Genomic DNA, 24,801 nt, shown 5'->3' on the forward strand with positions numbered 1-24,801 from the left:
GTCGTAAGGGCACAGCAATGCTGTGCCCCTACCGCGTGGTCTATTTACCTGAAAATAGCTGTAAAAGCAGCATTTCTTCACAGGATTGACACTCTGCGGTCTAAAGACGTATTTATCTTTAAAAGTTGCCTATTGGCTAACTGACAACTATAGTTATTACTCTTCATGAGTCGTAATCTCAAAGCCTCGATCAACGATTCAATAGCAAAGCGATCGCTTCATTGATCAACTCTCACCCCTGCTTAACCTACGCTGTGCTAAACCAACCTGATGAAAGATGCCTTCTGGTTTTGGGAACACTAGATTTACCAGCAGACTTAACAGGAAGGGGTTGATGTCTAAAGGCGAATGGAATAACAGATCGAAAAATATAGTTCCCCTGCAATTACCTACAACATACCTAAAATCAGTGAAGCGTAATACAATTACCCATGAATTTGACTCTGGTTCACAAGCAGAAATACTACCTTCACAGGAAAGTGACGACAATTTATCGGAAGCGTCCAAGCTACTACGGCAAGGAATGCAACAGCAGCAAGCTGGTGAATTCCTTACGGCGATAAAATCTTTACAACAATCCTTGGGGTTGTTTCAGGCAATTGGGGATTTGCAAAAACAGGCACAGGTGCTTTGTTTTTTAGGATTGGTAACTTACAGCGCCGGAGACTACAGGGGTGCTATCTCTCACTCCCAACAGTGTTTGTCTTTGCTCAACAACACCTCAGATTTAGCATTGCAAATGCAAGCACTTTCCCATTTAGGCAATTCATACCGCCACCTAAATGACCATAACAAGGCTATTGAGTTTCTGGAAAAGTGTTTGAAAATAACGCAACAGCTGCAAGATAAACGGAGTCAATTGGCTGCACTGAATAATTTGGGATTGGTTTATAAAGCTTTAGGTAACTTTATACAGGCAATTGAGTATCAGCAACAAAGCCTAGAAATTGTACGGGAACTCAAAGATAATTGGGGTGAGGAACAGGTACTCAAGAATTTGGGTAATGCTTGGTATGCTTTGGACAATTACCCAAAAGCGATCGCCTGCTATGAGCAATGTTTAATAATAGCACGCTCCTTAAAAAATGTTCGTAGTGCTTCTCAGGTGCTAAAGAATCTAGGTAATGCTTGTTATGCCTTATATGATTATGTCAAAGCCATTAAGTATTATGAAGAGCGGTTGCAATTAGCTAGAGAAATTCAAGACAACCGTAGCGAGGAACAGTCTTTAGGTAGTTTAGGAGTTGCTTGTGAAGCTTTGGGTGACTATAACAAAGCAATTACATATTATGAAGAACGTTTACTGTTAGCTAGGAGTATGAAAGATCGGCGCAGTGAAGAAGAAGCTCTTGCTCGTTTGAAAGCTGCTTGCTATGCCTTGGGCGATTACGCCAAAGCTATGCAATACCCTGGTTGACTGACAAATATGAATGTGTTGCACCCTAACTCGCCCTGCAATCAATTAATTGCTTATAGCTCCAGTCCACTAAAGTGGACTAGATATGCTTTTGAGTCTACTAAAGTAGACTTAAGCTATTAACTTGGGAATTGATTCCAAGCTGGATGAAAGCGAAAGGACAAAACTTTGAGGACTTTTGTCAGTCAACCAGATGCAATACCAGTAAGGAAAATCTCCAAATAATTAAAAAGGAAGAAAGGGAAACAATTTAAAGTTTACTCATTTAAAATTTAAAATTACTCGCACAGATCCATTCCCCCCATTGTCTTTTGTTGCTGGAGATATCGGATAACTTCTAATGTATCTACTTGAGGAAATTGGGCGTAAAAATTACTCACACTCCAGAAGGGTTCCGGTGTTTCCAAGACAATTGTGCGATCGCCCCACTGTTCTAACCAGGGTAGCAATTTTTGTGGCGCTACTGGAGTACATAGCCAAACTGCTGCTGGAGAAAGCGCTTTCATGGCAGTTGCCGCTACCGCTATTGTCATACCTGTGGCAATGCCATCATCAACTAAAATGAGCGTAGCATTCTCGGCATTCACCTGCGGACAAGCAGGAATTAATTGAGCTTCAAGAGATTTAGCTTGATTGATGGCTTTATTTAAAGCTACTTCCCGCCACCGCGCATCATGTTTAGGGCGAAATAGCTTTTGATCAGTCCAAAGAACATTTCCAGAAGTAGTTACTGCACCAATTGCTAACTCTGGATTTTCTGGATGGCTAATCTTTTTCGCCACAATGATTGTCAACGGACAATCCAAAAGACGGGCTATTGGTGCTGCTAATGGGACACCCCCTCTTGGCAAAGCATAAACAATTGGTACAGGCTTTACCCCAGAATCAATAGTTTGCTGAGTTAAAACATCATGAATCACTCGCGCCAATTTCTCACCCGCATGGGTGCGATCGGCAAAAAGTGGGGTATGTGACATGGTTTCCCCCAGCATCTTAGGACGGCACTACTTTTATCATGACTGAATTTTGTCTCAAATTAACTGATACAATAAGATTTGTATAAATAATAAGTAATCAGCAAAAGTCTATTTATTCTGATAAATCTGCAACAAAAGCGGTATTTAACTCAGATATGACAGGTGCTAATACCAAAATCCTGATTTTCATGAGCAGCGAAACACAACTCAGCCTCTTCGACGACTCAACCTTTAGCCAGCAAGAACTGATTCCCACGGACGCTAAAATTCCGATCGCTCCGGGAACATATTCTGGCATCACGGAGTTGACACAGGATTGCGATCGCTGCCACCGTTGTGCATTGGGAGACACTCGGACTCATGCTGTTGTCGGACGCGGTAATCTCAAAGCACCAATCATGGTTATAGGAGAAGCGCCTGGTCAAAATGAAGATGAAACGGGTTTACCATTTGTAGGCAGATCAGGGCAGTTGCTAGAGAAAATTTTGGCATCTGTAAATCTGATTATTGAGCAGGATGTATACATTGCCAATATCAATAAATGTCGCCCACCAGATAATAGAGTTCCTACTCCTGTAGAAGTGGCGGCTTGTCTACCCTATTTACTAGAACAAATTCGCCTAGTTGACCCCAAAATAATTCTGTTAACCGGTGCAACTGCTGTCAAAGGGATCACTGGCGATAAGCGGGGAATTACGAAAATTCGCGGCCAGTGGCTGGAGTGGGAAGGGCGTTTATGTATGCCAATTTTTCATCCTTCCTACTTGCTGCGTAATCCTTCCAAGGAAAGAGGCGCGCCAAAATGGTTGATGTGGCAGGATATCCAGGCAGTGCGGGCCAAGTTAGACGAAATCCAAAACAACAGCTAATATTTAATTTCCTCCTTTTAAGGCTTGTCATTAGCAGCATCTTTTCAATTACTCGCTTCGTTGCTATCCTGCTTGGGAATAAATTCCAAAGCTAATAGCTAAAGTCCTGTCAATAGGACTAAATACAAGATTTGAAGCGATGTAGATGACTAGACTCTGTGAAAGAAAAGAGAAAATTTCAGTCCACTAATTGCGATCGCTATCTTTGATTTATGCTGTGCTAGCAGTGGCTGGATTAACTACCGTGCTATTGGTTGGTGCAGGTGTGTTCAACCACGGTTTGCGTCGCTACTCCTCAGGAAATTTGATGCAGATGCCAGGTTAGATTAAATGTTGGCAAACCTTCAACATTCCAAGAAGTTGTCGTTGGTAAGGTTCGTTTGTATTTTTCAGCGACGGTAAGATTCAGTAACGCCAGTAATTTATGCGAAGTCTTAGAATCTACTTAGCAGTTTTTTTCATCCCTTGCCATCGGGAGCATCCCAATTGTGCAAAAATAAAGAAAGGAAAATCATTCGCGAGATTTCATCGCGAATATTTTTGGCTTCTCCCCCTCTTTTTGCACAATTGGGATGCTCCCCTTGCCATCTTTCTCGCAATCGCTTCAAGTTAGGAACATGACCACCATAACGCCAACTAACATAGGCTTGGCTAATCTCATCTATTACCTCAGCAGTTGCTGGGGCATGATGCTGGTATGATCCTCTGGCATACTCTAAAGGTGTTTGTGCTGGATGTTTGCCTAAACCTTTTTGAGTTGTCCATTGCAGCATTTGTTGATAAAGGCTTTCCATTGCTGGCAATTTCTTTAACCATCGGCGGTTGCGCCACTCTCGCCACTGACCCCAACCCAGCCAACCGAAGAAAGCTGCTGTAGTTGTCAAGATTAAGCCAATTAATACACCAAACCAACCTTGAGAGAATAAAGCTAGAAACCAAGCAATCGCTCTAATCACCCACCTAAATATTGTCTCAAATACATTATTCAACAAACCTGTCACTGGAGAAGGTAACCATCCAGCAACCCAGTGCCACAACTGGCGCAAGACACTAAAAGTCTGAGTATCTTCTACTGATGGAGGTATCAGGGGATGATTGGGAATGGGGTCAAAGGCAAACCAGCCATATTTCGGAAAATATACTTCCGTCATCGCATAAGCGTCAGTATTACGGACAACATATAACCCTGTAAATGGATTAAATTCTCCTGCACTAAACCCCGCTACTAACCGCGCTGGGATACCAATGGAACGTAGCATTACCGTAAGAACTGTTGAGAAGTGGTCTGGATAACCACCTTTATATTTGAATAAAAAAGCCTCTACTAAGTCATCTTTTTCTCCCAAATAAGGCAAATCTAAGGGATTTTGGGGAATAGAATAGTGTTGCTTCAGGTATTGAGCTAAGTAGAGAGCCTTTTCATAAGGTGAATCCAAACTTTTAAAAGACTTTGATACCCCTTCCCGATTGTAGTTAGCGAGAATCTCTTCGGTACGTTGTCGGACTTTTTCGGCAATTTCGGGAGGGATTTGCAGATAATGCTTCTTAATCTGTTGTGGATATTTAGTAGAAGCTTCACCTAACAAAGTGCGATCACGGTATGGTACTCCAGAAATTACTGTGTAGGTGAATCCTTCTGATAATTCCACAGGCGATCGCAATCCATTTTCTGTATCAACCGCGATTATTGGTGTCGGAAAATAAATCTCTTTAGGATAAGCCATCGCCGGAATTAGGTTAGGCAAATCCGCCACTACTGTATAAGTTTGTACTATCTCTTGGGTTTTACCTCTAATCAGAGGTTGGTTCAGGAAAATTTGGTAAGACCAAGGCGATCGCTTCATGGTCATAACATCTTCATTACGAGAAACTTCCCATCCCTTACCTGTATAACGGTCAAATCCTAGCACTCGCCAAAAACCCTCAGCTTGCGATCGCACCCGCATCACAACTTTAGGTTTCATCTCGCCCCGCAGGTTTTGGTTAATCTGACTATTAAAACCGTAATAAAAGTTATTATCTAATTTCCCTGGTTGACCAGTTTGGTTTTGTCCCGTACCACCGCTACCACTACCTTGATTATTACCTTTACCTTGGCGGGCATAACCAGGATTGATGATACTACGACCTGTAAAATTGCCTTTTAACTCGATAGGAGAACTTACAGGAAAATTCCGTAATTGATAGCCAGGGAATCTGGGTAAAAGTGCAAAAATTGCCAGCCCCAGACCGACAATTAGCAAAAAATTCAGAATTAAAAATTTAAAATTAAGAGTTGAGGAATTCTGATTGAGTTTTTCCTTTTGAGTTTTTAATGGCTGCAAACCCAAGCGTGAGCGATAATCTAATACTAAAGTTGGCAGAGCGATCGCTAAAAATAACAGCAACACAGGTGCAAATGCTAAAGTCTGACTTAGCGTTGCCGCTACACCCAATAAAATCAGTCCTATGACAATCGAATAGCCCAAATTTTTGCGGCGGGGTGTATCAAAGCTGTGCAACACCTGGAGTTGAATTAATAACTCCGCCAAACCCAACCGCGTATCATTCAACTCTCCCACTAACCGCCCAAAGAAAGCACCCAGTGCTACTAACATTCCGATAGCGATGCAAAACTTAACTGCAACATTGGCATCATGGCGACGATAGTAACTCCAAATTCCACCCAATCCACTCAGGGGTAACGCCCAAAAACTGAATGAAGTCTCGGCGGCGATATCCGTCGCCACAATTCCCAAAATAACCAACGCTAGCACCAGCACCCGCAAGGAAATTGAATCTTCTACTTCTATTAAAGGCGACCCCTGCATATTTTGCCGCCAGAAATTACCTACAGGGAGACGCCAAAACCGATTCATCCTGGATAAGTTAAACATTTGAGTTTAAGCGAAGCAATGATGTAGATGCAACGAACACAATCGGGGGGATGTAATTAACTACCCTACTACTGTGTCAAAGAAATAATCGATAGCGGAAGATGCGGCCAGAGACGTAAAGACACGGAGAAATTATCAAATACTTTCTCCGTGTCCCCGTATCTTTGTAATAACTGCTTCTCGTAGACACCCTAATGACCACTTGTTGAAAAATAGGATAAGCTTCAAAACCAGGAAAATCCTCTTAATATATATCGGCGTTGATCGACGTAGTGTCCTAGCGCTGGCAATTTAAACTAAATCGTGGGACTAATCACGAACAACAATGGCTGTTGGTCTATTTCTGTAAACTCAACTTCCAGGGTATAAGTTGGGTTAAGTTGTTCGCAGCCTAACTCTACACTTAAATATCCCGAAGTCGAAGATGTTGCCATTGCTAAGGTGCCAGTTCCGCGAAGTGTCAAAGTTCCTTTAATGGGTAACTCAGCCTGAACAAGTAACCTCGTAATACCTACAGACTGATACTCTACTCTAATGTTCAAATTACCGACACTGGTTAGCCATTGTCTTTCTACCACTGGACTGGTTGCTGAAAGTGGTAGAGTCAGATTTTCCAGCAGTTGTTTAGCTGCTAGCAACGACAAAGCCATCTGTTGACGTGGTTGTAAATCTGAGTAATCGCTCTGAATATTGGGTATTGTTTCCAGAGTATTTACAGACCGATAGGTGCTTCTTAGCACCAATCCAGCTATATCGTTTAATGCTTGAGATTCGTTGGGAAAAAAGTTCTCCACCACTTGAACTAATTTTGCCCCCAGAGGCACCGAAGATGTCACCAACGCCTGACATTGTTCCAGCAATTGCCGGAAAACTTTTTCTGGCAAGGGACGTGGCAGATTTAGCTTCGACTGTTGTACCATCCACCCCCAGGTAGGAACGAGCGTCATTGACGGCTCATCAACAAAATCGGGATAGTCGATTAATTGTGTTTCCCAGGGAAACAAAGGTGGGTGGTCTTGGACTTGGATTTGTAACCGACGCTTAAGGACGGCTTGGAAACGATCTTGCACAGTAGGAATTTCTCCCAATTGAAAGGCCTGGGGCGTTCCTCCCAATTTTGGCTCACTGCTTTTTGAAGCAGTGGCTTCCTTGAGGAGGTTTTCTACCCCGTCATTTTCCTCACATACCGATTGCTCGTTATTTTTGACATTATCTGTCAATAACCAATCGAGACACTGGTGTTGTAAGGATTCTGAGTCACTATTCATGAGTAGATGCACCTGATCCGGACACTAATGAGTTACGAATTTCCCAAGCTTGCTCAAGAATCTTAAACCACCGTTTTTGAAGTTGTGCCATTGACAGCCCTAAAGTTTTTGCTATTTTTTCATCGGCTTGTCCTTGTTGCTTCAACTCTAGTAAAGACCGTTGCTTATTGTCCAGCTGTGCTGTGTATACTTGCCATTGCTGGGGAGTTAAGCCCAAATTGGTGTGTAAAGAAGCTTCCAGCCACTCGTGAACTAATTCCCAACGGTGTAACAAGGCAAACCGAATCAAATGATACTTAAAGCGCTGCTGCAAGTAATCTCTCTGACGAGGGGTTAAACCTAAAATCGACTCAATTTCCTGTGCTGATAGATCCTGGAGGCGGAGGGAAAAGTAATCAGCGCAGTCAGATTGTTGCCGTTGTTCGAGATAATTCATTAATTCCGTAACCACAACGGAGCGCAAGGTATCTTCTTCGGGTTCAGGTTCGGCTTGCGTTGCCATTGTGGAGCGCAATTGCTGCACTGCTGGCTCTTCCCAAGAACCATCGGCTTCACTATTGCTGCCTTCTGCGGCTTGTTCTATATCTACACTGGTTTCTGGGGGCTGCTGTTGGGAAAAAGTTTGCGCCCGCAGGATAATTAGCTGCTGCTGACGGCCTGGTAAGGGAATGCGTCGCTTGCCGTAGCGCTCGGTAAATGCCATGTACTCGGACAATTCTAGAAGCGTCTGAGGGCGATAAGTGGGACCAAGTTGATTTTCTCGCCGGAAAGCGTTTAATGCCTCCAGATAAAAACTCTGTAAGAAATCTTCAATTATAGTCAGCCGCCCTTGATAACTCAATTGCTTCTGAGGAGGATTAATGTATCGATAAATAATTGCACTCAGAGTGCTGTGTAATTCTACCCTGCCCCGATTTGAACCCAACTGATAATACCTGAGACACTGTTGTAGCCGATGCCGAGCTAGGGTCATCGCCGAGCTTTCTACAGAGCCAGAAGCTTGGATACGTTTGCTTTCATGGCAAATTCGATATACTTCGGTGGTAATACGTGTTGCTACATCGTGGCAATTCTGTTCCGAAGCTTTGGTTGACTGCTGAAACTCCCTGGACAGGAGTTGAAAGATCACCTCCACGCCTTTAGAATTTTCTCCCAGAATAGTTACAGATGGAATAGTTGCGGTTGCGGCTGAATTCATAGTCTCGGTTTTCAAAAGACCCTAACTTACTTAAATACAACCTGTATGACTGTGGGTATTGGTTTTTTCCGTTTTATGTATAAGCTAAACGCAGACCAATCCTACATTTAGGATGTGGCTGATTTTATTATTCCCAACTTTGATGGGATTGTTCACACTTTGATAGATGTTATTGCCATTACCCAGGAGCCGTATACAAGTCATTATGGATTTAGAAGCACAAATTCAATTGCTGATTGACAATGCGCCCCGCGATGGGATGACACCACATCTTGTTGCAGCAATTGCTCCTGCCCTTAGAGCGATCGCTCAAAAATTACGTTACTCCCAGTACTATATTCTCCAAAATTCAGAGGCAAGCTGGGTTTTAACTACATTGAGCAATCGTGCTAATCCAGGATTGGAAAAGCGTGTGATTTACGCTTTTCCTACCATACAGGATGTCTCTCTAATTTCCCCTGCTGGGCTTGACCCTCAAATGCTAGCTAAAATTATTCCTGTCACCCATATTTTGTTCCAATTGGTGGCATTGGAACCCGTAGATAGTATCGTTTTTTTGGAAACGCCGGGTAAGACCACTCATACCGTTGAAATTCGGCGAGCTGACCTAGAAAAACTCATGCAACAACAGTTGCAACAACAGCGATCGCCTAAACAGATACCCCCTGATATTGCATAGAAAAATTTTGGATGTTGGATTGCTTCTATACAATCCAACATCCAAAATTTTAAATCTCAAATTCGTTTGAAAAAGTTTATGATGAAGAAAAATTAATGCCAGTTACTACCCTTTTAGTCTTTTAAACAACCAGGCGATCGGCTTAACTTTCCCTTTAATCTAAAATTGGTTAGCAAACAGTTATCAGTGAACATTTTTTAAATTTGAGTTTACCGTTGAGCCAGATTCCCCCACCTAAAAACAGGTGAAAGGTTTAACTTAGGGTCTAAATTATCATTTTGTACCTGTTAACTGATAACTGATTTAATAGAGACGACTAAGTGTGTACTCAGCTATGTTAATCAATGCCTGGTGGGATTCTGAAGGTGGGAGAACTGCAAGATGTTCAATTGCTAACTTAGCATGATGAGCAGCTAACTCTCGCGCCTGTTGTATACCTTGACTATCTTGAATTAGTTCCAGTGCTTGCTCTAAATCCCCTTCTTGAGCAAACTCTCTTTCAATCAGCACTTCCAAGGATGGTTTTTCTGCTAAAGCAAATAAAACGGGTGCAGTCAGATTACCACTTTTGAGATCCGACCCCACTGGTTTACCCAAGGTATCTGTTGTACTGGTGAAATCTAGAATGTCGTCAACAATTTGAAATGCTATCCCAAAATGACGACCGTAGCTATATATATGCTCAACAGTTTCTCCGGAGACTTCACTCAGTAACCCAGCAGCTTTAGAACTGTTGGCGATTAACGAAGCTGTTTTGTAATAACTCTTCTGGAGATAAGTTTCAATAGAGATCCCAGTATCAAAACGATTCAGTCCTTGCTGGATTTCCCCAGTAGCCAGATCCATAATGACTTCTGAGAGGAGTTTCACCACTTCCAAATTGTCTAAGTTTGCTAAATACCAGGACGATTGAGCAAAAAGAAAATCTCCTGCTAATATGGCAATGCGATTACCGAACAAACTATGAACGGTAGGAACGCCTCGCCGCACGTCTGATTCATCTACCACATCGTCATGTACCAAGCTTGCTGTGTGAATCATTTCTGTAATCTCAGCTAGGCGGCGGTGACGCGGCGTAATGTCTTGATCTAACATTGTTGCCCGCGATATTAGCAGGACGATTGCTGGTCTGATACGCTTTCCCCCAGCTCCGAATAAATGTTCGGCTGCTGCAAACAGAATGGGGTGACGATTTCCAACTAGCTGTTTTAGGTTATCTGCTAGTAGTCGCAGGTCTGCTTCCACAGGGGTAAACATGGAGGTGGCTGGGGTCATGGATGGGCGGACTCTGACTTAGGTTACGAAAGTTTACATATCCTCTACTCATTTTAAGATAACCCTGTGCCAGCGCAAAGTTTTCATAAAGTAATCCCATATTCATGAGTCTATCGGGGATTGCTTTGGTTAGTAATACATTTGTCAATAAGCAATTATGCTTAATTTGTGGAAATTTAGGTTTTAAACTAACTTAGAACCGGAATTATCAGTATATGGGAATAAATATCAGCTTAAATTGTGTTAAGTAGTTTCCCAGTAGATGTTTCCTACCACAGATAAAAAGACAATTTAAGCAATATTACTTATTGACAAAATTGATGTAATTTAAAATGGTCACTAATAGGTAAGAAGGAATTTTTCAGGACTGAAGTGTAGCTATTCAAAAAATTTGAAATTTAGCACTCAAGTGGGCTTAAAATTCAGGGTGGTTGTGTTAGGCTAAAATATAGGAATTTTAAATTTTTCAGATATTCACACTCCAAAAGGAAGTCACGTACTAGTTGATTTTACTGGCTTGGTGAGGTGAGTCTAAAATAATTAGTCGTAGCCTAGATTAAAGGAATAATTCCTTTGATTTTTCCTGCGAATCCGCGAAACTCCTGGTTTGGAGCTATGCGATATCCCTTAGGGAAGCCGCTACACGTCTTCAGCGCAGGTTGAGCGCAAGCATTGCTCATTTAGCAGCAGTGTGAGCAAAAAGAACGCAGATCAAGTAGATCGCAAAGAATCGTAGTTTTAGATTGCTAAAGGGCAATCTAACTGCTGTGGGATCTATGGTCTGCGAAAAGTCGCATTAGATAATAAATTCTTTGTCCGTAAAGAATTTTATCCCTACAGCTAATTTTACCATAGGAAACTATAGCCATCAAGAATGCACTTGGTTGGCTGAGGTTCTACTAATTTTGTGGAATTTTATATTCGTTTAGAAAGGTGCTGGTAGAACAATGATTTACGGAAGTATACCTATGATGATTTTTATTTTAGCGTCTGGATATTTGTTCACAGTGTACCTGTTATTAGCACTGGCAAAGCGAACGGGTGCAAAGACTGTTCTTACAAGTTTCCCTTCATCTGTCGAAGGAAAACACAAGCAGGAGATATCAGTAAGGACAAAGGTGACTCAAGCAGTTAATAGTCAGTAGTGAGGAGTTATTAATTCAAAACTTTTAACACCTAGTACCGATTACCTAAGCAATCGGAGAGAATTAATTGCACAATGTTCAGTGTGAATGGAGCGTACTCCAACTCTACCAGACGCTCCGCGATATAAAGAAGCAAGTTACGCAAAGCGTCTGATAGAGTTGCACAAATGTTGTAATCGCAAGAACTATAAATATTTTTATCCAACTACTTATGAGATTGCTCTAAAACTTGGGGATTTTGCCCTAAGTCTGAGCAAGCTTGATTTTGTGCAGTTTAACAAAGAATTGGTATAACTTCTCATTTTTTAAATAGTTTTATTGGAGTTGGGAAATAGCGGTATCAGTGAAGCAAACCTCTTCAACCATTGGGGTATATCCTAGCCACTGCACTCCTGACTGGGAAAACTGTTGCGGACAACCGCTGACGGCGAAGCGAGTTGGCAGTGGGAAGTGAGTATTTCTTAAGCCTAGCAAGTCTAGCTCTTGGGCACAAGCTGCGGCAACATGAACAGCCGGGTCAACTAATTGGATTTCGGAGGGGAGGAACGATCGCAATACTGGTGTAAGGTGAGGATAATGGGTACAGCCGTGAACTAAGGTGTCAATTTCCTGCTCTAGTAAAGGCTTTAGGTAGGCTCGTGCAACTTCAGCGGTGTAGGGGTCGTGAATGCGGTTTTGCTCAATCAGTGGCACAAACTCTGGACATCCGACTTGCCAGACTTGGACATCAGGAGCAATTTCGAGTATAGCGTGCTTATAAGCATTACTCTTAGCTGTAGCTGGAGTGGCAATCACACCAATCCGCTTTCCTTGCTGCACCGCTGCTTTTGCACCCGGTAGGATCACTCCCAAAATGGGTATGCTGAATTCATGACGCACTGTTTCTAGGGCTAGAGCAGAACTGGTGTTGCAAGCCATAATCACCATTTTTACCCGCTGCTGTTGTAGCCAGGTAAGAATTTCCCGCGTAAATTGTAAAATTTCTGCTTGTGAACGAATTCCGTAAGGAAGTCGAGCTGTATCCCCAAAGTAAACAATTGATTCATTGGGGAGTTGCCGATATAGTTGTCGCAGTACCGTCAGTCCACCCACACCACTATCAAAGATGCCAATTGGGGCCCGTTGGGGTTCAAGAGCCGAAAAATCGTCAAGATTCCCTTCAAAGATGGAAGATGAATACACAGGCAGATGTTGATTTAGGTTTTTGGATTTCAAATACAGAATTTAGCAGACAATCTCCAAATTGACTACTAAATTCTGCACGTAAAAGAAGTTTAAATACCACCTCTTTAATTAGTAATTTGTACTATATTACCTCTGCTGTAAGTATTTGAGGATGCCACGAGCGATCGCTTCTGCCATCCGATTTTGATACTCTGGCGTTCCCAATCTAGGATTATCCTCGTAACCAGTCATATAGCCTGTTTCCACTAAAATCGAGGGCATAGAGCTTTTCCTGAGAACGTAGAATCTGGCTTTGCGAGTTCCTCGGTTTTTGATAGTACCGATGTTCTGGAGGATGGTATTGCGAACTACTTCAGCCAGAGTATAACCGCTGTCGTAATAATATACTTCTAACCCATTCACATCAGGGCGATTATCAACGGAATTAGCGTGAATGCTGACAAACGCAGTCGCATTAACTCGCTCGGCAATTTCTACCCGTCCCTGAAGTTCTACAAAAAAGTCAGCATCCCGCGTTAATACCGCTTGCACACCATTTTGCTCTAAAATTGCTGCTACCCTTTTACCAATAGGCAGGATTACATCCTTTTCTAAAAGTCCGCCCAGACCTGGGGCACCTGAATCTTTTCCACCATGTCCTGGGTCAATAACTACTAGCAATTTCCCTCTGGGAACCGAGGCGTGTGGCCGTGGCTGCGAAATTGTCCGGGGAATATCTGTAGGGTTTGGGAATTGACCTTGGTTTGGCGATGGCAGAGGAGGTAAAGCAATGGGCGCTGTGACGCTACCAGAGCGTTGTAATTCTAGAGCCAAAAGCTCGTCGCCAACCTGGTTGAGTTCCCCAATTTGCACTCCGGCTGCTGGTTGAACCAAGACGATGACAGTATTCGATTCTTGTGGTTGCAGGCGGACTCGCAGGATAGGGCTGTTAGGATTAAAAGTCGGGCCTGTGACTTTGGGAGCTAACCGAGCATTGTTGATAGTTATGCGGAACAGACCAGAGCTTCTATCCCAGCCTCCTGTAGCAGATAAAGTTTGGTCGCCTCTAATCAGCAATTGTGTGCCATTATTAGCCAGTTGCACAGACTCAATAGTAGCAGGTGAGGTATTAGTAGATGGTATAGGGCGTGGATTGTTACCTCCAGGCAACTGGGCAACGCCACGACTGGGCAGAACGACAAAACCACCAAGACTACTAGTGGTTGCTCGCCAATTGGGACTATTTTCCTCTACCTGTAAAGTCAGGCGAACAACAGATGGGCTTGTTTGCAGTTGGCTGAACTGAATCCGGCTGACACCATAGCGATTAATCGACAAATCCCGCTGCTTTAGAATTGGTGATAAAGTTGCGCCAGCAATATCGATGTTAATTGCCCTCTGATTGTTGCTACGATTAACCTGAATCTGAGGATTACCACCATTGGTACGGATGAAAAAACCATCGCCTGTGACTTGTAAGTCCTCAATTTGAGTAACCCTGGCGACAAGCATTCCGTTTTTAGGTGGATTGACAGGACCTGTTGTCACCACGTTGTAAATATCTCTTTGGGAGAAGACTGGTGGAGATGTTCTCGGTGAAGTTTCTGTTGCTATAGCTTGTTCTTGTTGCCCCACAGTATTTCTTAAGGGTACATTTTCGGCTTCTGGCGTAGGTAATTGCACTGTCCAGCGATCACCAGTTCTACCAACAAATTGTACTCGTTTGGGGTCTAAAGTATAACCAGGAGTAACTTCAACGACTATGCGTGTTGTTTGTTCGTCAAACTGCCCAACACGGATAGAACGAATTGCACCACCCACGTGTTGGGTTAGCTGCGGACGCCCAAATGTGGTTCCTGGCAAATCAATTACCAAACGAGTCGGGTTAAAAATTAATTGTGCTTGGGGTTGAACATCCCCTAAAGTATTAATTTCCAGCCTGTTTTGATTGGCATCAAAACGCCAAGATTCAAGTTTCGCGGCCATTGCTGGCGACGATAGCATGAAGATAGTTCCAATAGTACTGGATAGTAACCAGTGTAATTTCACAGTCCTTTCTCCTGATTCACATTCATGGGAGCCGTCAACATCTCAACATATTGGCAAATCCTCACACCATCACCGCGCCCACTTGAGTTTTGCGCTGTTATTAAGACACAGCTAATGGGGTAAAATATAGCACGCTCTTGTGAATTTGCCATGCCATTAGCTCAGATAAATTTGACTGTCAATTTTAGATTTTAGATTCCCAATTTTAGATTTTTTGATTTTTGGTTCATGCCAGACTAACGTCTTGCTACACTAACACCCCTTGTGATCTGAAATAATTCCATTATCTAAAATTTAAAATTCTCAAGCCCCATCCGTTTATCAGTGGGATCAATCCCTTCTCCCAAGGGGAGACGCTGCGCGAACGGCTTGGTACAGTCGCTCATGGGGAGCCACTGCGGTGGACGGGTTAGGAGGCATAAAGGAGGCAGTGCGCCCTTGCGCGTCTCCTGTCTTGAGAAGCAACTGCCGTCAAGTAGCGTGGAAACCCTTATCGCCCCTGGCGTCTCCCCTTCTCATATTGCCAGAGGCTAACGCTAAGGGAGAAGACCGCGCTGCTTCACCAAATTCCATTATCCAAAATCCTAAATTGGGTGGCTTGCAAAGCATCAGATGACAATAATAAAGAAGCTACTTCTGTCCCACCGCAAGAATACTTAAATTGTTTTACTACTAAATTGGATAAAAATGGTAAAGATTAGATGTATTTACTCAATAATTTCGACTAAATTACTTATCTTCTCTTTAGATACTGAAGAACACCACGAGCGATCGCTTCTGCCATTTTATTTTGGTAAGCTGAGGTTCTCAGCCTAGCCATATCCTCTCGACCAGTCATATAACCCGTTTCCACGAGAATGGAGGGCATAGAACTTTTTCTGAGAACATAAAATCTGGCTCGCCGCACTCCCCTGTCTTTGATAGTCCCAATACTTTGGAGAATGCTACTGCGGACAATGCGAGCTAGACCCAGACCGCTGTCGTAATAATAGACTTCTAAGCCATTAACATCGGGACGACTCGCACCTGCTGAATTAGCGTGGATGCTAACAAACACATCAGCATTAGCTCGCTCTGCTAATAGCACCCGTCCCGGAAGGGTAACAAAATAGTCAGAATCCCTGGTCATAATTACTTGTACACCATTTTGCTGCAAAATCTCTGCCAGCCTTCTACCGATAGGCAAGATAACATCCTTTTCGCGTGCCCCCCCAATCCCAAGCGCTCCAGAGTCTTTGCCACCATGTCCGGGGTCAATAATGACTACCACTCGCCCATTGGTAACTCGGCGCTGTGGTTGTGATCGGAACTGGGGATTTGGATTGTTTGGGTCTGGGAATGGTCCCCGGTTTGGCGGTGGTAGCCCAGGTAAGGCAAAGGGGGGTCTTCCGGGGAGTGCGACAACCCGACGAGAACTTTGTATTGGTACCAAAAGCTGGTCGCCAATTTGCCTGGGTTGCCCAAGTTGCACTCCGGCTGCTGGTTGAACTAAAACAACAACTGTGTTGGGTGCTTGCGGTTGCAGCCTGACTCGGAGAATGGGGCTATTGGCAGCAAAAGTAGGGCCTGTAACTCTGGCAGCTAACTTGGCATTAGTAATTGTGACGCGGAACACACCTGATGATCTATCCCAGATTCCCCTAGCAGATAAAGTTTGGTCGGCTTTAATTAGCAGTTGTGTACCATTATTAGCCAGTTGTACAGACTCAATTGTTGCTGGTGAGTTGTTAGCAGATAGTCTGCTGGGAAAAGAAACGCGTTCTGACTGATTGTCCGAATTATTATTTCCAGGCAATTTGACAACACGACTAGGTAGAACCACCAAACCACCGCTGTTACTATTAGTTGCTTGCCAGTCTGGGCTATTTTTATCTACCCGCAAAGTCAAACGGACACCAGGAGGTCGAGTTTGTAATCGGGTGAATTCGACGCGGCTAACACCATATTTATTAACGGGTATATTATTCTGTTGCGTCAGACGTGGTGATAAGGATGCGTCAGAGATATCCATGAAGATGGTAGCGCGATCGCGGCTGCGAATTATCCGAATCGGAGGATTACCACCACTGGTACGAATGAACAACCCATCGCCTGTTACTTGTAAGTGCTCAAGTTGAGTCGCTCCTTGTGTAGTAGTGGCAACCCTTGAAATACCAGGTTGAGGCTCAGAGTCTGGGGTAACAACACTGTAAGCACTTCTAGGAGATGAGGCAATTTTATCGACTTCTGGTTTAGGTAATTGCACTGTCCAGCGATCGCCAGTTGTGCCCACAAATTGTACTCGCTTAGGGTCTAAAGTATAACCAGGAGTCAGTTCGACAACTATCCGCGTCGTTTCTGCATCAAACTGCCCAACACGGATCGAGCGAATTCCACTGCCCACCTGTTGGGTTAGCTGCGGACGACCAAATGTAGTTCCTGGCAAATCAATTACCAGCCGAGTCGGGTTAAAAATTAGTTGTGCTTGGGGTTGAACTGCTCCCACAGTATTAATTTCCAGCCTGTTTTGATTAGCATCAAAGCGCCAAGATTCAAGTCTCGCAGCCATTGCCGGCGACGATAGCATGAAGATAGTTCCAATAGTACTGGGTAGTAACCAGTGTAATTTCACAGTCCTTTCTCCTAATTCACGTTCATGGGAGCCGTCAATATCTCAACTCATTGGTAAATCATCACATCGTCACCACCTAAACTTGACCTCTGATGCCTTTTTTGATTTTTTAAGCTGGTATAAAGACGCGCTTAAATCAGTTATCAAGTTTCATATTGGGTTTAAATCTCCATGTAAAATCTTCCACCTTTAGAGGTGGGGGACTCTGACTCCCAAGCAAGCTAAAAAACTAAAAACTGATAACTGTTCACTGATAACTGTTTTTTGTTTGTTGCCATCAATGCACTAAGTAAATAATTCCCATTACTGTGAGATGATCTAGCAAGATTTATGGATGTTACTCCCAATTACCTGGAAAATATTCAGATAAAGGCTTACAAACCAAGGGAGACTGGAAATAAATAACATTCCGAATGCTGGTATAAATTAGAAACAAACGATTATTCTACAATCCCACGGGACGGAAATTTGGGGAGAGAAGTTTCCACTGCACAATCGTAAAATCTTCAAAGCCCGGTGATAGTACTGAATTCAGAGTCCTGAGTTCCGAGCAAAATCACTCAGAACTCAGCAAGAATTTACCCAAGACTTTAATTAGCGATCGCCTGATTCTGGAGTTACTTCCAAATTGCCACTATCATTTGATGCTGGCATCCTTGATGCAGGTGGTTCAATTACCAACGAAGTTCCAGAGGAACCGTCTAAAATCAGTTGCTCTGAGCCTGCATCCACAGTTTTTGGATCTGGAAATACAAATCGTAACAAAGGAGGAGCTAAAAAGGTTGTCAAGATAACCATCATGATAATTGCTGCTCCTAATGGTTTCGAGAGAGCGCCACTGGCTGCGCCGACACCAGCAAACACTAAACCGACTTCCCCTCTGGGAATCATCCCCACACCGATCGCTAAACGGTTGATTTCCGGTTGACCAAACACGCTTAAGCCTGTGATTACTTTACCGAGAATGGCTACTGTGATCAGGAAAGTTGCCATAATTAGACCTTCCCGATTGTCGGGAATTGCTGGGTTTAAAACTCCCAAATCGGTTTTTGCCCCAACAGTCACAAAGAAAATTGGCACTAACATATCGGCAATGGGTATGACTTGCGTTTGCAGTTCTTTGCGCTTATCTGTCTCCTCCAGGACTAAACCAGCTGCAAAAGCTCCCAGAATTGCTTCTAACTGGATGACGGCAGCAAGGTATGCCATCGCAAAGGCGAAGATGAATGCTGGGATTACCAGTCCACCGCGTGTTTTGAGTTTATCAGCGATCGCCACAAAGGACTTATTGAAAACATTGCCCAGTAATATTGCTCCCAAAATAAAACCAGTGGCGCTGATAATCAAATAAATGACTTTGCTCACATCTACCACGCCATCTTTAGCTAGGCTGGCAACTACCGCTAAAACGATGATTCCCAGTACATCGTCAATTACAGCAGCACCCAAAATAATCTGTCCTTCTTTAGAATTGAGTCGCCCCAATTCTGACAACACCTTGGAAGTCATCCCAATACTAGTGGCAGTTAAAGCCGCCCCGGCAAAAATTGCAGGTACAGCATCGATACCAAATAAAGTCATCAATCCCACAGTACCAGCGGCAAAGGGTACTGCTACCCCCACTACTGCTACGACGGTGGCTTGGATACCAACTGCCATTAAATCTTTTAAGTTCGACTCCAAGCCGATTTCAAACAGCAGGATGATCACACCCAATTCTGCCAAAACAGAAACGACCTCAGACTGCGCTGCAAACACCGCTGGAGTGGCTTCAGGCGTTAAACCAGCAGTGGTTTGAAGGAATGAGATGATCAAAGAGCTAGAACTGTCTGTGCCGCCTTCTGGAAAGACTAAAAGGTGGAGAACAGAGATGCCCACTACCACACCACCTACTAGTTCGCCTAAGACAGGCGGGAAACCCACTTGGTTTGATAACTCTCCACCAACTTTGCTGGCGAGATAAATGACTACTAAGCTTAGTAGCACTGCTGCTACTACCATTGAACTGTCTGCGGCTTGTGTTGCGCTGGCCAGCAGAGGAAAAGAGTAGCTGATTGGATCTAACAAATGCATGGGTTCTGTGAAAATCCTTCTCTTTGATTTTGACGCGTTTCTGAAAAACATCCTATAGAGATGCAAGTGGCAGCTGACATAAATTAATTTGTACCACCTGTCAACTCGATCAAGTATTGCCAGTAGACTTCCCAAACTGGGACTACAGAAAGTCTAGGAAGTCGCAGCAAGTCAAAATCTGTGAATTTACCATCCTGTTTTATTTGGGCTAGGGTAACGGGTTGGTGTACTCTTTGTAATGCCCGCACATCCACAACTGTCCGTTTGCTGTCATTAAGTGCTGGATCGATATAGGGTTGACTAACTATCTCTGCTAAACCTATGACTTGCCGTTCTTTGCCTGTGTGATAAATGAACGCCAAGTCACCAAGAAGCATGGTACGTAGATGTTTGAGCGCTAGGGAATTGTTGACTCCATCCCAAACTGTACTGCCGTCCCGTTCCAAATCGAAGTAGGAATAATTTTCCGGTTCAGTTTTCAGCAGCCAATATGCCACGACAAATCTCCAAAAAGGCTAGTACCGCAAGGCGGAAGTCAAAAATCAAAAGGAGCCAGTGCGTTGGGCGGCTCTGCCGACTTGAAGCAACTGGCGTTCAAAAGTCAAAAGTATTATGGAATAAGCTCTGTAGGGCTTTTAAATGATTGCTCTATTTACGCCGTAGCGTACTAGTGTAATTTTTTTAGTATCCAAAAATGTAACCATTTCAGCTTTTGATTATGGCAGTGTCAAAGTGAGAACATACAAATCGGATCTAGCGATCGCACTTAAGTTGTGAAAAACTTGTGGTGACTGTTGACTTTTAACAGCCACCAGAAGATTGCTATATACGCTTATTAAAAACATCTGTGGATACTTTGAGGAGTGCAAATCTTATGACTAGAGCCGCTTTACCTGGTTCTCAGTTTCTTAATGGGAACTTGTGGAAAATACTGCCTTTAGCTTTGCTCTTATGTACAACTTTTGTATTACCTGCGTTAGCACAAGAAAAGGATAAATTGTGGCGAACCCTTAGCGTGACTGGTCGCGGAGTGGAAACAACTCCTGCAACCTTGGCACAAGTCAGTTTAGGAGTAGAAATTCAGGGGAAAACAGCACAGGAGGTACAGCAAGAAGCCGCCCGGAGGTCATCGGCTGTAGTTGCGTTCCTTAAGAGCCAAAATGTCGAAAAATTACAAACTACTGGTATTCAACTTAACCCAGTTTATAGCTACACTAATAATGTGCAGCGGATTACAGGCTATGCTGCCACTAACACCGTGAGTTTTCGCATTCCCACTGAGAAAGCTGGTACATTATTGGATGATGCAGTGAAAGCGGGTGCGACACAAATTAACGGCATTAGTTTTGTTGCGAATGATCAAGCGATCGCATCTGCTCAAAAACAAGCATTAAAAGAAGCTACCCAAGACGCCCAGCAGCAAGCTGATGCTGTTTTCAGTGCCTTAGGTTTCAAACCCAAAGAAGTGGTGAGCGTTCAAGTTAATAATGCCAGTCCACCTCCACCACCCATGTTTTTACGGGCTGAGGCTGCCAAGGTAGCTGATGCTTCCACCCCTGTCGTTGGTGGTGAGCAGCAAGTAGAAGCATCAGTAACGCTGCAAATTAGTTATTAGTTATTAGTCATTAGTCCTCTCTGACAAAGTCTGATCGCCGGAAGCCGGCGCTCAGACTTTGCGCTTTGTCATTTGTGAGGACAAAGGACATTGCCCAATGCCCAATTAAAAATGTTCTGAAGACATATTTTCTGTACCGCCTTCTCCATCTCGCTTAGAGCCTAATAAATCCAGTTGGTCTACTTGGATAACTGGTGATGATCGGTTTGCTCCTGTTTGGCGATCGCTCCATGTGTCAAACTTCAAGGAACCTTTGACGGCAATTTGTTTGCCTTTACGTACATAATTACCTGCTACCTCCGCCGTTTTTCCCCATAGTTCTAAATTAAACCAGTCGGTATGTTCGCCTTCTTTAGTGCGGCGATTAACTGCTAGTGTCAATCTACACTTAACACTACCAGACTCAAAATACTTAATCTCTGGGTCGCCGCCTACGCGACCAATGAGGGTGACAACATTTATACTCATGTGTGTTACCTTTTAGTACATACGTACTTAGTAATTCCGACTTTCATCATAGCGAATTGTGAAACTCTTGAAAATAATGTGTTAAACAGTTAACAATATAGTTGAATTGAAAAATTATACATATTACTTGGAGAAACACATAAAAGTATACGAATATACTAAGTTAACCAAAAAATATCAAAAAATAGAGGACTCAGACATAGTAAATATTCCTGGGAATCAGATAAAAATATAGTCTAGTTTACTCAACTCAGGATATAAACGTAATCTAATTCAGCACGATTAATTCTTATCGTTGTAGTCAAAAAGTATCGCACATAGGGGGCTTAGAGACGCGTGAGTATTTTTAGGAACTTTCGCACATCATGGGATATGGGTATCGACCTCGGTACTGCTAACACTCTCGTTTATGTATCTGGTAAAGGTATTGTACTGCAAGAGCCTTCTGTAGTTGCGATCGATGTCAACCAAAAGGTAGCGCTGGCAGTAGGAGAAGAAGCTAAAAAAATGCTCGGTCGCACACCTGGAAATGTGATTGCCCTCCGCCCTTTGCGAGATGGTGTAATCGCTGATTTCGATATAGCCGAGCTAATGCTGAAAAGCTTTATTCAGCGTGTAAATGAAGGTAGGTCTTTGATTTTACCCCGGATTGTCATTGGTATTCCCAGTGGCGTCACAGGAGTAGAAAGGCGAGCTGTGATGGATGCAGCTCATCAAGCAGGAGCAAGAAAAGTATATTTAATCGATGAACCTGTAGCTGCGGCCATTGGTGCAGGACTACCTGTTGCCGAACCCACTGGTAACATGATCATCGATATTGGTGGTGGTACAACAGAAGTTGCAGTGCTGAGTCTTCAGGGTACGGTGATTAGCGAATCAGTACGCATTGCTGGAGATGAACTGACTGAAGCGATCATTCAGTATATTAAGAAAGTTCATAACTTAGTCATTGGTGAACGGACTGCCGAGGATATCAAGATTCGGATTGGTTCTGCCTATCCTACTAATGATGATAATGACGCGATTATGGAAGTCCGAGGCTTACACCTGCTTTCTGGTCTACCGCGAACTGTAACGATCAAAGGCCCAGAAATCCGTGAAAGCATGTTGGAACCGCTATCAGTAATTATAGAAGCTGTGAAGCGGACACTGGAACGTACACCTCCAGAACTAGCAGCAGACATTATTGACAGAGGTATTATGTTAGCTGGCGGCGGTGCTTTGCTCAAAGGCATAGATACCCTCATTAGCCATGAAACAGGGATTGTAACTCACATTGCCGCCGATCCTCTCTGCTGTGTTGTGCTGGGAACAGGTCGTGTGTTAGAAAACTTCAAACAGTTGGAACGAGTTGTCACAGAAAGCTCTCGCAATATGTAGCAAAAAAATATCAGACTTGAGTTCTATTTGAGTTCTATTTGGGTTCTATATAAATAGAATCCAAGTAGAACTTAATTTATATAAGTATGTAAAGGTATATATGGTGACAATACGACGTTGGTGGGATCGTAAAGGGTTACAAATCGGGTTGTTAACTCTAGTAGTTGGTAGTGCTTGCATATTGCGACAGACTCAAGGTGAATTGGTGCTTGAGACATACCAAGCAATTACCCGTCCGTTAGAGATGTTGCAGTCAGGGCCAACTCCAGAAGAACGTCTTAGAGATGCCCGGATATTGGAATTGCAAACCCGTATAGTAGATTTAGAAAGTCAAAAGACAAAGCTACAAGATTTATTAGGCTATGTAGAAAAAGAGCCACTGGCATCACGGCCAATTCCAGCACGGGTAGTAGGACGTAGTGCTGACCAATGGTGGCAACAAGTATTTCTAAATCGTGGTGCGAATGCAGGGATTCAGGAAGGCTTCATAGTCAAGGCAGATGGCGGATTGGTGGGTCTGGTGGAGAGTGTAACTCCTAATACTAGCCGCGTGTTGTTAATCAGTGACCTCAAGAGTCAAGTGGGTGTATCAGTTAGCCGCACGGCAGCTAAAGGCGTTTTGCGAGGAGATTCTTCAGCAGAAGCTGTGCTGGAGTTTTATGAAAAAGTCCCAAATGTCAAGGTAGGAGATTTAGTTTCCACATCTACTTATAGCCAGAAATTTCCATCTGGCTTGGCAGTAGGACGGATAAAGTCGCTGGATTTAAAGAAACTTCCGGCATCAGTGGCGAAAATTGAGCTTTTTCCGCCAATCCGCTCTCTCGATTGGGTAGCTGTTTATCCAAAGCTAGAAAACCAAGAGCTGGAAACCCAAAAGTCAGTAAATCAAGTGCCGCAAAAGTCTAAGTAAATTGTCCCTTGAAAATCCATAGAAAAATGAAGATTCCTGCATTTGGTGGCAGCAGGCAGAAAAAGCCAAAATCCTCAGAGCGAAAATCGAAATTCCAAATCCAGCCGCTTTCTCGTTGGCATCCCGGTATCCGTCAGTTGTTGGGTTGGATAGTGACGGCTGGATCTGTAGTGTTATGTTTACTATTATTGCCAACTCGCTTGCCAGGGATGGAATTATTAGGAATTGGCCCTAACTGGCTGTTAATTTGGGTGGTAGCTTGGAGTGTGAAGCGCACAGTGTTTTCCGGGGCATTGGCAGGTATAGTTCTGGGGCTACTTCAAGATTCCATGACATCACCTAACCCTACTCATGCCCTCAGTTTAGGTATAGTGGGAATTCTAACTGGTCTGCTCCAGAAACAGCGTTTTATGGAAGAAGATTTTATTTCGATTGCTGTAATTGTCTTTGGTATGGCAGTTTTGGCAGAAACTATCTTTGGATTGCAATTAACTTTAATCGGCGATGAGCGCAAAATAACAGATATTTGGACATATTACCAGCGTGTCGCCCTAGCCTCTGCCATTCTTAGTAGTCTGTGGGCACCTGTGGTCTATTATCCCCTGAATCGTTGGTGGCAGCGGATGAAACTGTTGGAACAATAGTAAAGGAGTACATATAAAGTTCAGTACTTAATATATACATATATGCAAAGATATTTGTCTAAATCTAGACATGTAAGTAAATATTTTGTACTAAGCGTAGTATGATGTGATTTAGATACTTAACATTTTGAAGCCAAATACCTACAGGCAATAGTCCACGGCCCGGGCATAAAGATCCCTTCT

At 43.4% G+C, this 24,801-nt stretch carries 20 protein-coding genes; 9 read left to right on the forward strand and 11 right to left on the reverse strand.

The window, feature by feature from the left end; genetic code table 11:
* The first annotated feature begins 334 nt into the window (after positions 1-334).
* Complete coding sequence (locus Q0541_RS16040; protein WP_298911764.1) at positions 335-1,417, forward strand: tetratricopeptide repeat protein; 1,083 nt, start codon at positions 335-337, stop codon at positions 1,415-1,417.
* Positions 1,418-1,695: 278 nt separating this feature from the next.
* On the opposite strand, the gene Q0541_RS16045 is transcribed toward Q0541_RS16040, so the two are convergent.
* Positions 1,696-2,394 carry a phosphoribosyltransferase gene (locus tag Q0541_RS16045; RefSeq protein WP_298911769.1) on the reverse strand — a complete coding sequence of 233 codons (699 nt, stop codon included), beginning with the start codon at positions 2,392-2,394 and terminating at the stop codon, positions 1,696-1,698.
* A gap of 188 nt (positions 2,395-2,582) precedes the next feature.
* On the opposite strand from Q0541_RS16045, the gene Q0541_RS16050 reads away from it, so the two are divergent.
* Both Q0541_RS16050 and Q0541_RS16055 read left to right on the forward strand, forming a co-directional pair.
* Positions 2,583-3,263: a uracil-DNA glycosylase gene (locus Q0541_RS16050; protein WP_298911914.1), complete on the forward strand. Its 681-nt coding sequence runs from the start codon at positions 2,583-2,585 to the stop codon at positions 3,261-3,263.
* A gap of 190 nt (positions 3,264-3,453) precedes the next feature.
* Positions 3,454-3,588: a hypothetical protein gene (locus Q0541_RS16055; protein WP_298911772.1), complete on the forward strand. Its 135-nt coding sequence runs from the start codon at positions 3,454-3,456 to the stop codon at positions 3,586-3,588.
* Between the two features lie 133 nt (positions 3,589-3,721).
* Here the strand turns inward: Q0541_RS16055 and Q0541_RS16060 are convergent, their stop codons facing one another.
* From Q0541_RS16060 to hetZ, 3 genes are all read right to left on the reverse strand, one after another.
* Positions 3,722-6,121, reverse strand: coding sequence for a DUF3488 and DUF4129 domain-containing transglutaminase family protein (locus Q0541_RS16060; protein WP_298911775.1), 2,400 nt, complete (start codon positions 6,119-6,121; stop codon positions 3,722-3,724).
* Positions 6,122-6,435: 314 nt separating this feature from the next.
* Positions 6,436-7,407, reverse strand: coding sequence for a PatU (locus tag Q0541_RS16065; protein ID WP_298911777.1), 972 nt, complete (start codon positions 7,405-7,407; stop codon positions 6,436-6,438).
* On the reverse strand, positions 7,400-8,605 hold the full coding sequence (gene hetZ / locus Q0541_RS16070; protein WP_273768474.1) for a heterocyst differentiation protein HetZ: 1,206 nt from the start codon (positions 8,603-8,605) through the stop codon (positions 7,400-7,402). The genes Q0541_RS16065 and hetZ overlap by 8 nt, the downstream gene beginning before the upstream one ends.
* A gap of 205 nt (positions 8,606-8,810) precedes the next feature.
* On the opposite strand from hetZ, the gene Q0541_RS16075 reads away from it, so the two are divergent.
* Positions 8,811-9,284, forward strand: coding sequence for a hypothetical protein (locus tag Q0541_RS16075; protein ID WP_298911791.1), 474 nt, complete (start codon positions 8,811-8,813; stop codon positions 9,282-9,284).
* Between the two features lie 303 nt (positions 9,285-9,587).
* Here the strand turns inward: Q0541_RS16075 and sds are convergent, their stop codons facing one another.
* Positions 9,588-10,559 carry a solanesyl diphosphate synthase gene (gene sds, locus Q0541_RS16080; protein WP_298911794.1) on the reverse strand — a complete coding sequence of 324 codons (972 nt, stop codon included), beginning with the start codon at positions 10,557-10,559 and terminating at the stop codon, positions 9,588-9,590.
* 947 nt (positions 10,560-11,506) lie between these two features.
* Between sds and Q0541_RS16085 the strand changes: the two genes are divergently transcribed.
* Positions 11,507-11,704, forward strand: coding sequence for a hypothetical protein (locus tag Q0541_RS16085; RefSeq protein ID WP_298911797.1), 198 nt, complete (start codon positions 11,507-11,509; stop codon positions 11,702-11,704).
* A gap of 315 nt (positions 11,705-12,019) precedes the next feature.
* Here the strand turns inward: Q0541_RS16085 and murI are convergent, their stop codons facing one another.
* From murI to Q0541_RS16110, 5 genes are all read right to left on the reverse strand, one after another.
* A complete protein-coding gene (murI, locus tag Q0541_RS16090) occupies positions 12,020-12,886 on the reverse strand; it encodes a glutamate racemase (protein ID WP_298911916.1) in 867 nt (288 codons plus the stop codon).
* A gap of 129 nt (positions 12,887-13,015) precedes the next feature.
* The gene (locus Q0541_RS16095) at positions 13,016-14,917 is read right to left on the reverse strand and encodes an N-acetylmuramoyl-L-alanine amidase (protein WP_298911800.1); all 1,902 of its coding nucleotides are present in this window, start codon (positions 14,915-14,917) and stop codon (positions 13,016-13,018) included.
* Between the two features lie 733 nt (positions 14,918-15,650).
* Positions 15,651-17,528, reverse strand: coding sequence for an N-acetylmuramoyl-L-alanine amidase (locus Q0541_RS16100; protein WP_298911803.1), 1,878 nt, complete (start codon positions 17,526-17,528; stop codon positions 15,651-15,653).
* Positions 17,529-18,122: 594 nt separating this feature from the next.
* Positions 18,123-19,601, reverse strand: coding sequence for a cation:proton antiporter (locus Q0541_RS16105; protein ID WP_298911806.1), 1,479 nt, complete (start codon positions 19,599-19,601; stop codon positions 18,123-18,125).
* 83 nt (positions 19,602-19,684) lie between these two features.
* A complete protein-coding gene (locus Q0541_RS16110; protein WP_298911809.1) occupies positions 19,685-20,098 on the reverse strand; it encodes an EVE domain-containing protein in 414 nt (137 codons plus the stop codon).
* A 377-nt stretch (positions 20,099-20,475) separates the two neighbouring features.
* Between Q0541_RS16110 and Q0541_RS16115 the strand changes: the two genes are divergently transcribed.
* Positions 20,476-21,216 carry an SIMPL domain-containing protein gene (locus Q0541_RS16115; RefSeq protein ID WP_298911812.1) on the forward strand — a complete coding sequence of 247 codons (741 nt, stop codon included), beginning with the start codon at positions 20,476-20,478 and terminating at the stop codon, positions 21,214-21,216.
* Between the two features lie 105 nt (positions 21,217-21,321).
* Here Q0541_RS16115 and Q0541_RS16120 read toward each other — a convergent pair whose 3' ends face one another.
* Positions 21,322-21,684 (reverse strand): single-stranded DNA-binding protein, encoded by a 363-nt coding sequence (locus Q0541_RS16120; RefSeq protein ID WP_298911815.1) that lies wholly within the window; start codon positions 21,682-21,684, stop codon positions 21,322-21,324.
* A gap of 372 nt (positions 21,685-22,056) precedes the next feature.
* Between Q0541_RS16120 and Q0541_RS16125 the strand changes: the two genes are divergently transcribed.
* The 3 genes from Q0541_RS16125 (at position 22,057) to mreD (ending at position 24,618) form a co-directional block, all read left to right on the forward strand.
* A complete protein-coding gene (locus Q0541_RS16125; RefSeq protein WP_273769527.1) occupies positions 22,057-23,064 on the forward strand; it encodes a rod shape-determining protein in 1,008 nt (335 codons plus the stop codon).
* Positions 23,065-23,164: 100 nt separating this feature from the next.
* A complete protein-coding gene (mreC, locus tag Q0541_RS16130; protein ID WP_273768485.1) occupies positions 23,165-23,974 on the forward strand; it encodes a rod shape-determining protein MreC in 810 nt (269 codons plus the stop codon).
* Between the two features lie 26 nt (positions 23,975-24,000).
* Positions 24,001-24,618, forward strand: coding sequence for a rod shape-determining protein MreD (gene mreD / locus Q0541_RS16135; protein ID WP_298911819.1), 618 nt, complete (start codon positions 24,001-24,003; stop codon positions 24,616-24,618).
* Positions 24,619-24,801: the final 183 nt, after the last annotated feature.

The organism is uncultured Nostoc sp. (genome assembly GCF_937863485.1).
GTDB lineage: Bacteria > Cyanobacteriota > Cyanobacteriia > Cyanobacteriales > Nostocaceae > Nostoc.

What these genes read in the sequence shown, in the direction of transcription:
- Q0541_RS16040 (WP_298911764.1), top strand. Translation starts at nt 335, where the DNA reads ATGTCTAAAGGCGAATGGAATAACAGATCGAAAAATATAGTTCCCCTG.
- Q0541_RS16045 (WP_298911769.1), bottom strand. Translation starts at nt 2,394, where the DNA reads ATGTCACATACCCCACTTTTTGCCGATCGCACCCATGCGGGTGAGAAA.
- Q0541_RS16050 (WP_298911914.1), top strand. Translation starts at nt 2,583, where the DNA reads ATGAGCAGCGAAACACAACTCAGCCTCTTCGACGACTCAACCTTTAGC.
- Q0541_RS16060 (WP_298911775.1), bottom strand. Translation starts at nt 6,121, where the DNA reads ATGAATCGGTTTTGGCGTCTCCCTGTAGGTAATTTCTGGCGGCAAAAT.
- Q0541_RS16065 (WP_298911777.1), bottom strand. Translation starts at nt 7,407, where the DNA reads ATGAATAGTGACTCAGAATCCTTACAACACCAGTGTCTCGATTGGTTA.
- hetZ (WP_273768474.1), bottom strand. Translation starts at nt 8,605, where the DNA reads ATGAATTCAGCCGCAACCGCAACTATTCCATCTGTAACTATTCTGGGA.
- Q0541_RS16075 (WP_298911791.1), top strand. Translation starts at nt 8,811, where the DNA reads ATGGATTTAGAAGCACAAATTCAATTGCTGATTGACAATGCGCCCCGC.
- sds (WP_298911794.1), bottom strand. Translation starts at nt 10,559, where the DNA reads ATGACCCCAGCCACCTCCATGTTTACCCCTGTGGAAGCAGACCTGCGA.
- Q0541_RS16085 (WP_298911797.1), top strand. Translation starts at nt 11,507, where the DNA reads ATGATTTACGGAAGTATACCTATGATGATTTTTATTTTAGCGTCTGGA.
- Q0541_RS16105 (WP_298911806.1), bottom strand. Translation starts at nt 19,601, where the DNA reads ATGCATTTGTTAGATCCAATCAGCTACTCTTTTCCTCTGCTGGCCAGC.
- Q0541_RS16115 (WP_298911812.1), top strand. Translation starts at nt 20,476, where the DNA reads ATGACTAGAGCCGCTTTACCTGGTTCTCAGTTTCTTAATGGGAACTTG.
- Q0541_RS16120 (WP_298911815.1), bottom strand. Translation starts at nt 21,684, where the DNA reads ATGAGTATAAATGTTGTCACCCTCATTGGTCGCGTAGGCGGCGACCCA.
- Q0541_RS16125 (WP_273769527.1), top strand. Translation starts at nt 22,057, where the DNA reads ATGGGTATCGACCTCGGTACTGCTAACACTCTCGTTTATGTATCTGGT.
- mreC (WP_273768485.1), top strand. Translation starts at nt 23,165, where the DNA reads ATGGTGACAATACGACGTTGGTGGGATCGTAAAGGGTTACAAATCGGG.
- mreD (WP_298911819.1), top strand. Translation starts at nt 24,001, where the DNA reads ATGAAGATTCCTGCATTTGGTGGCAGCAGGCAGAAAAAGCCAAAATCC.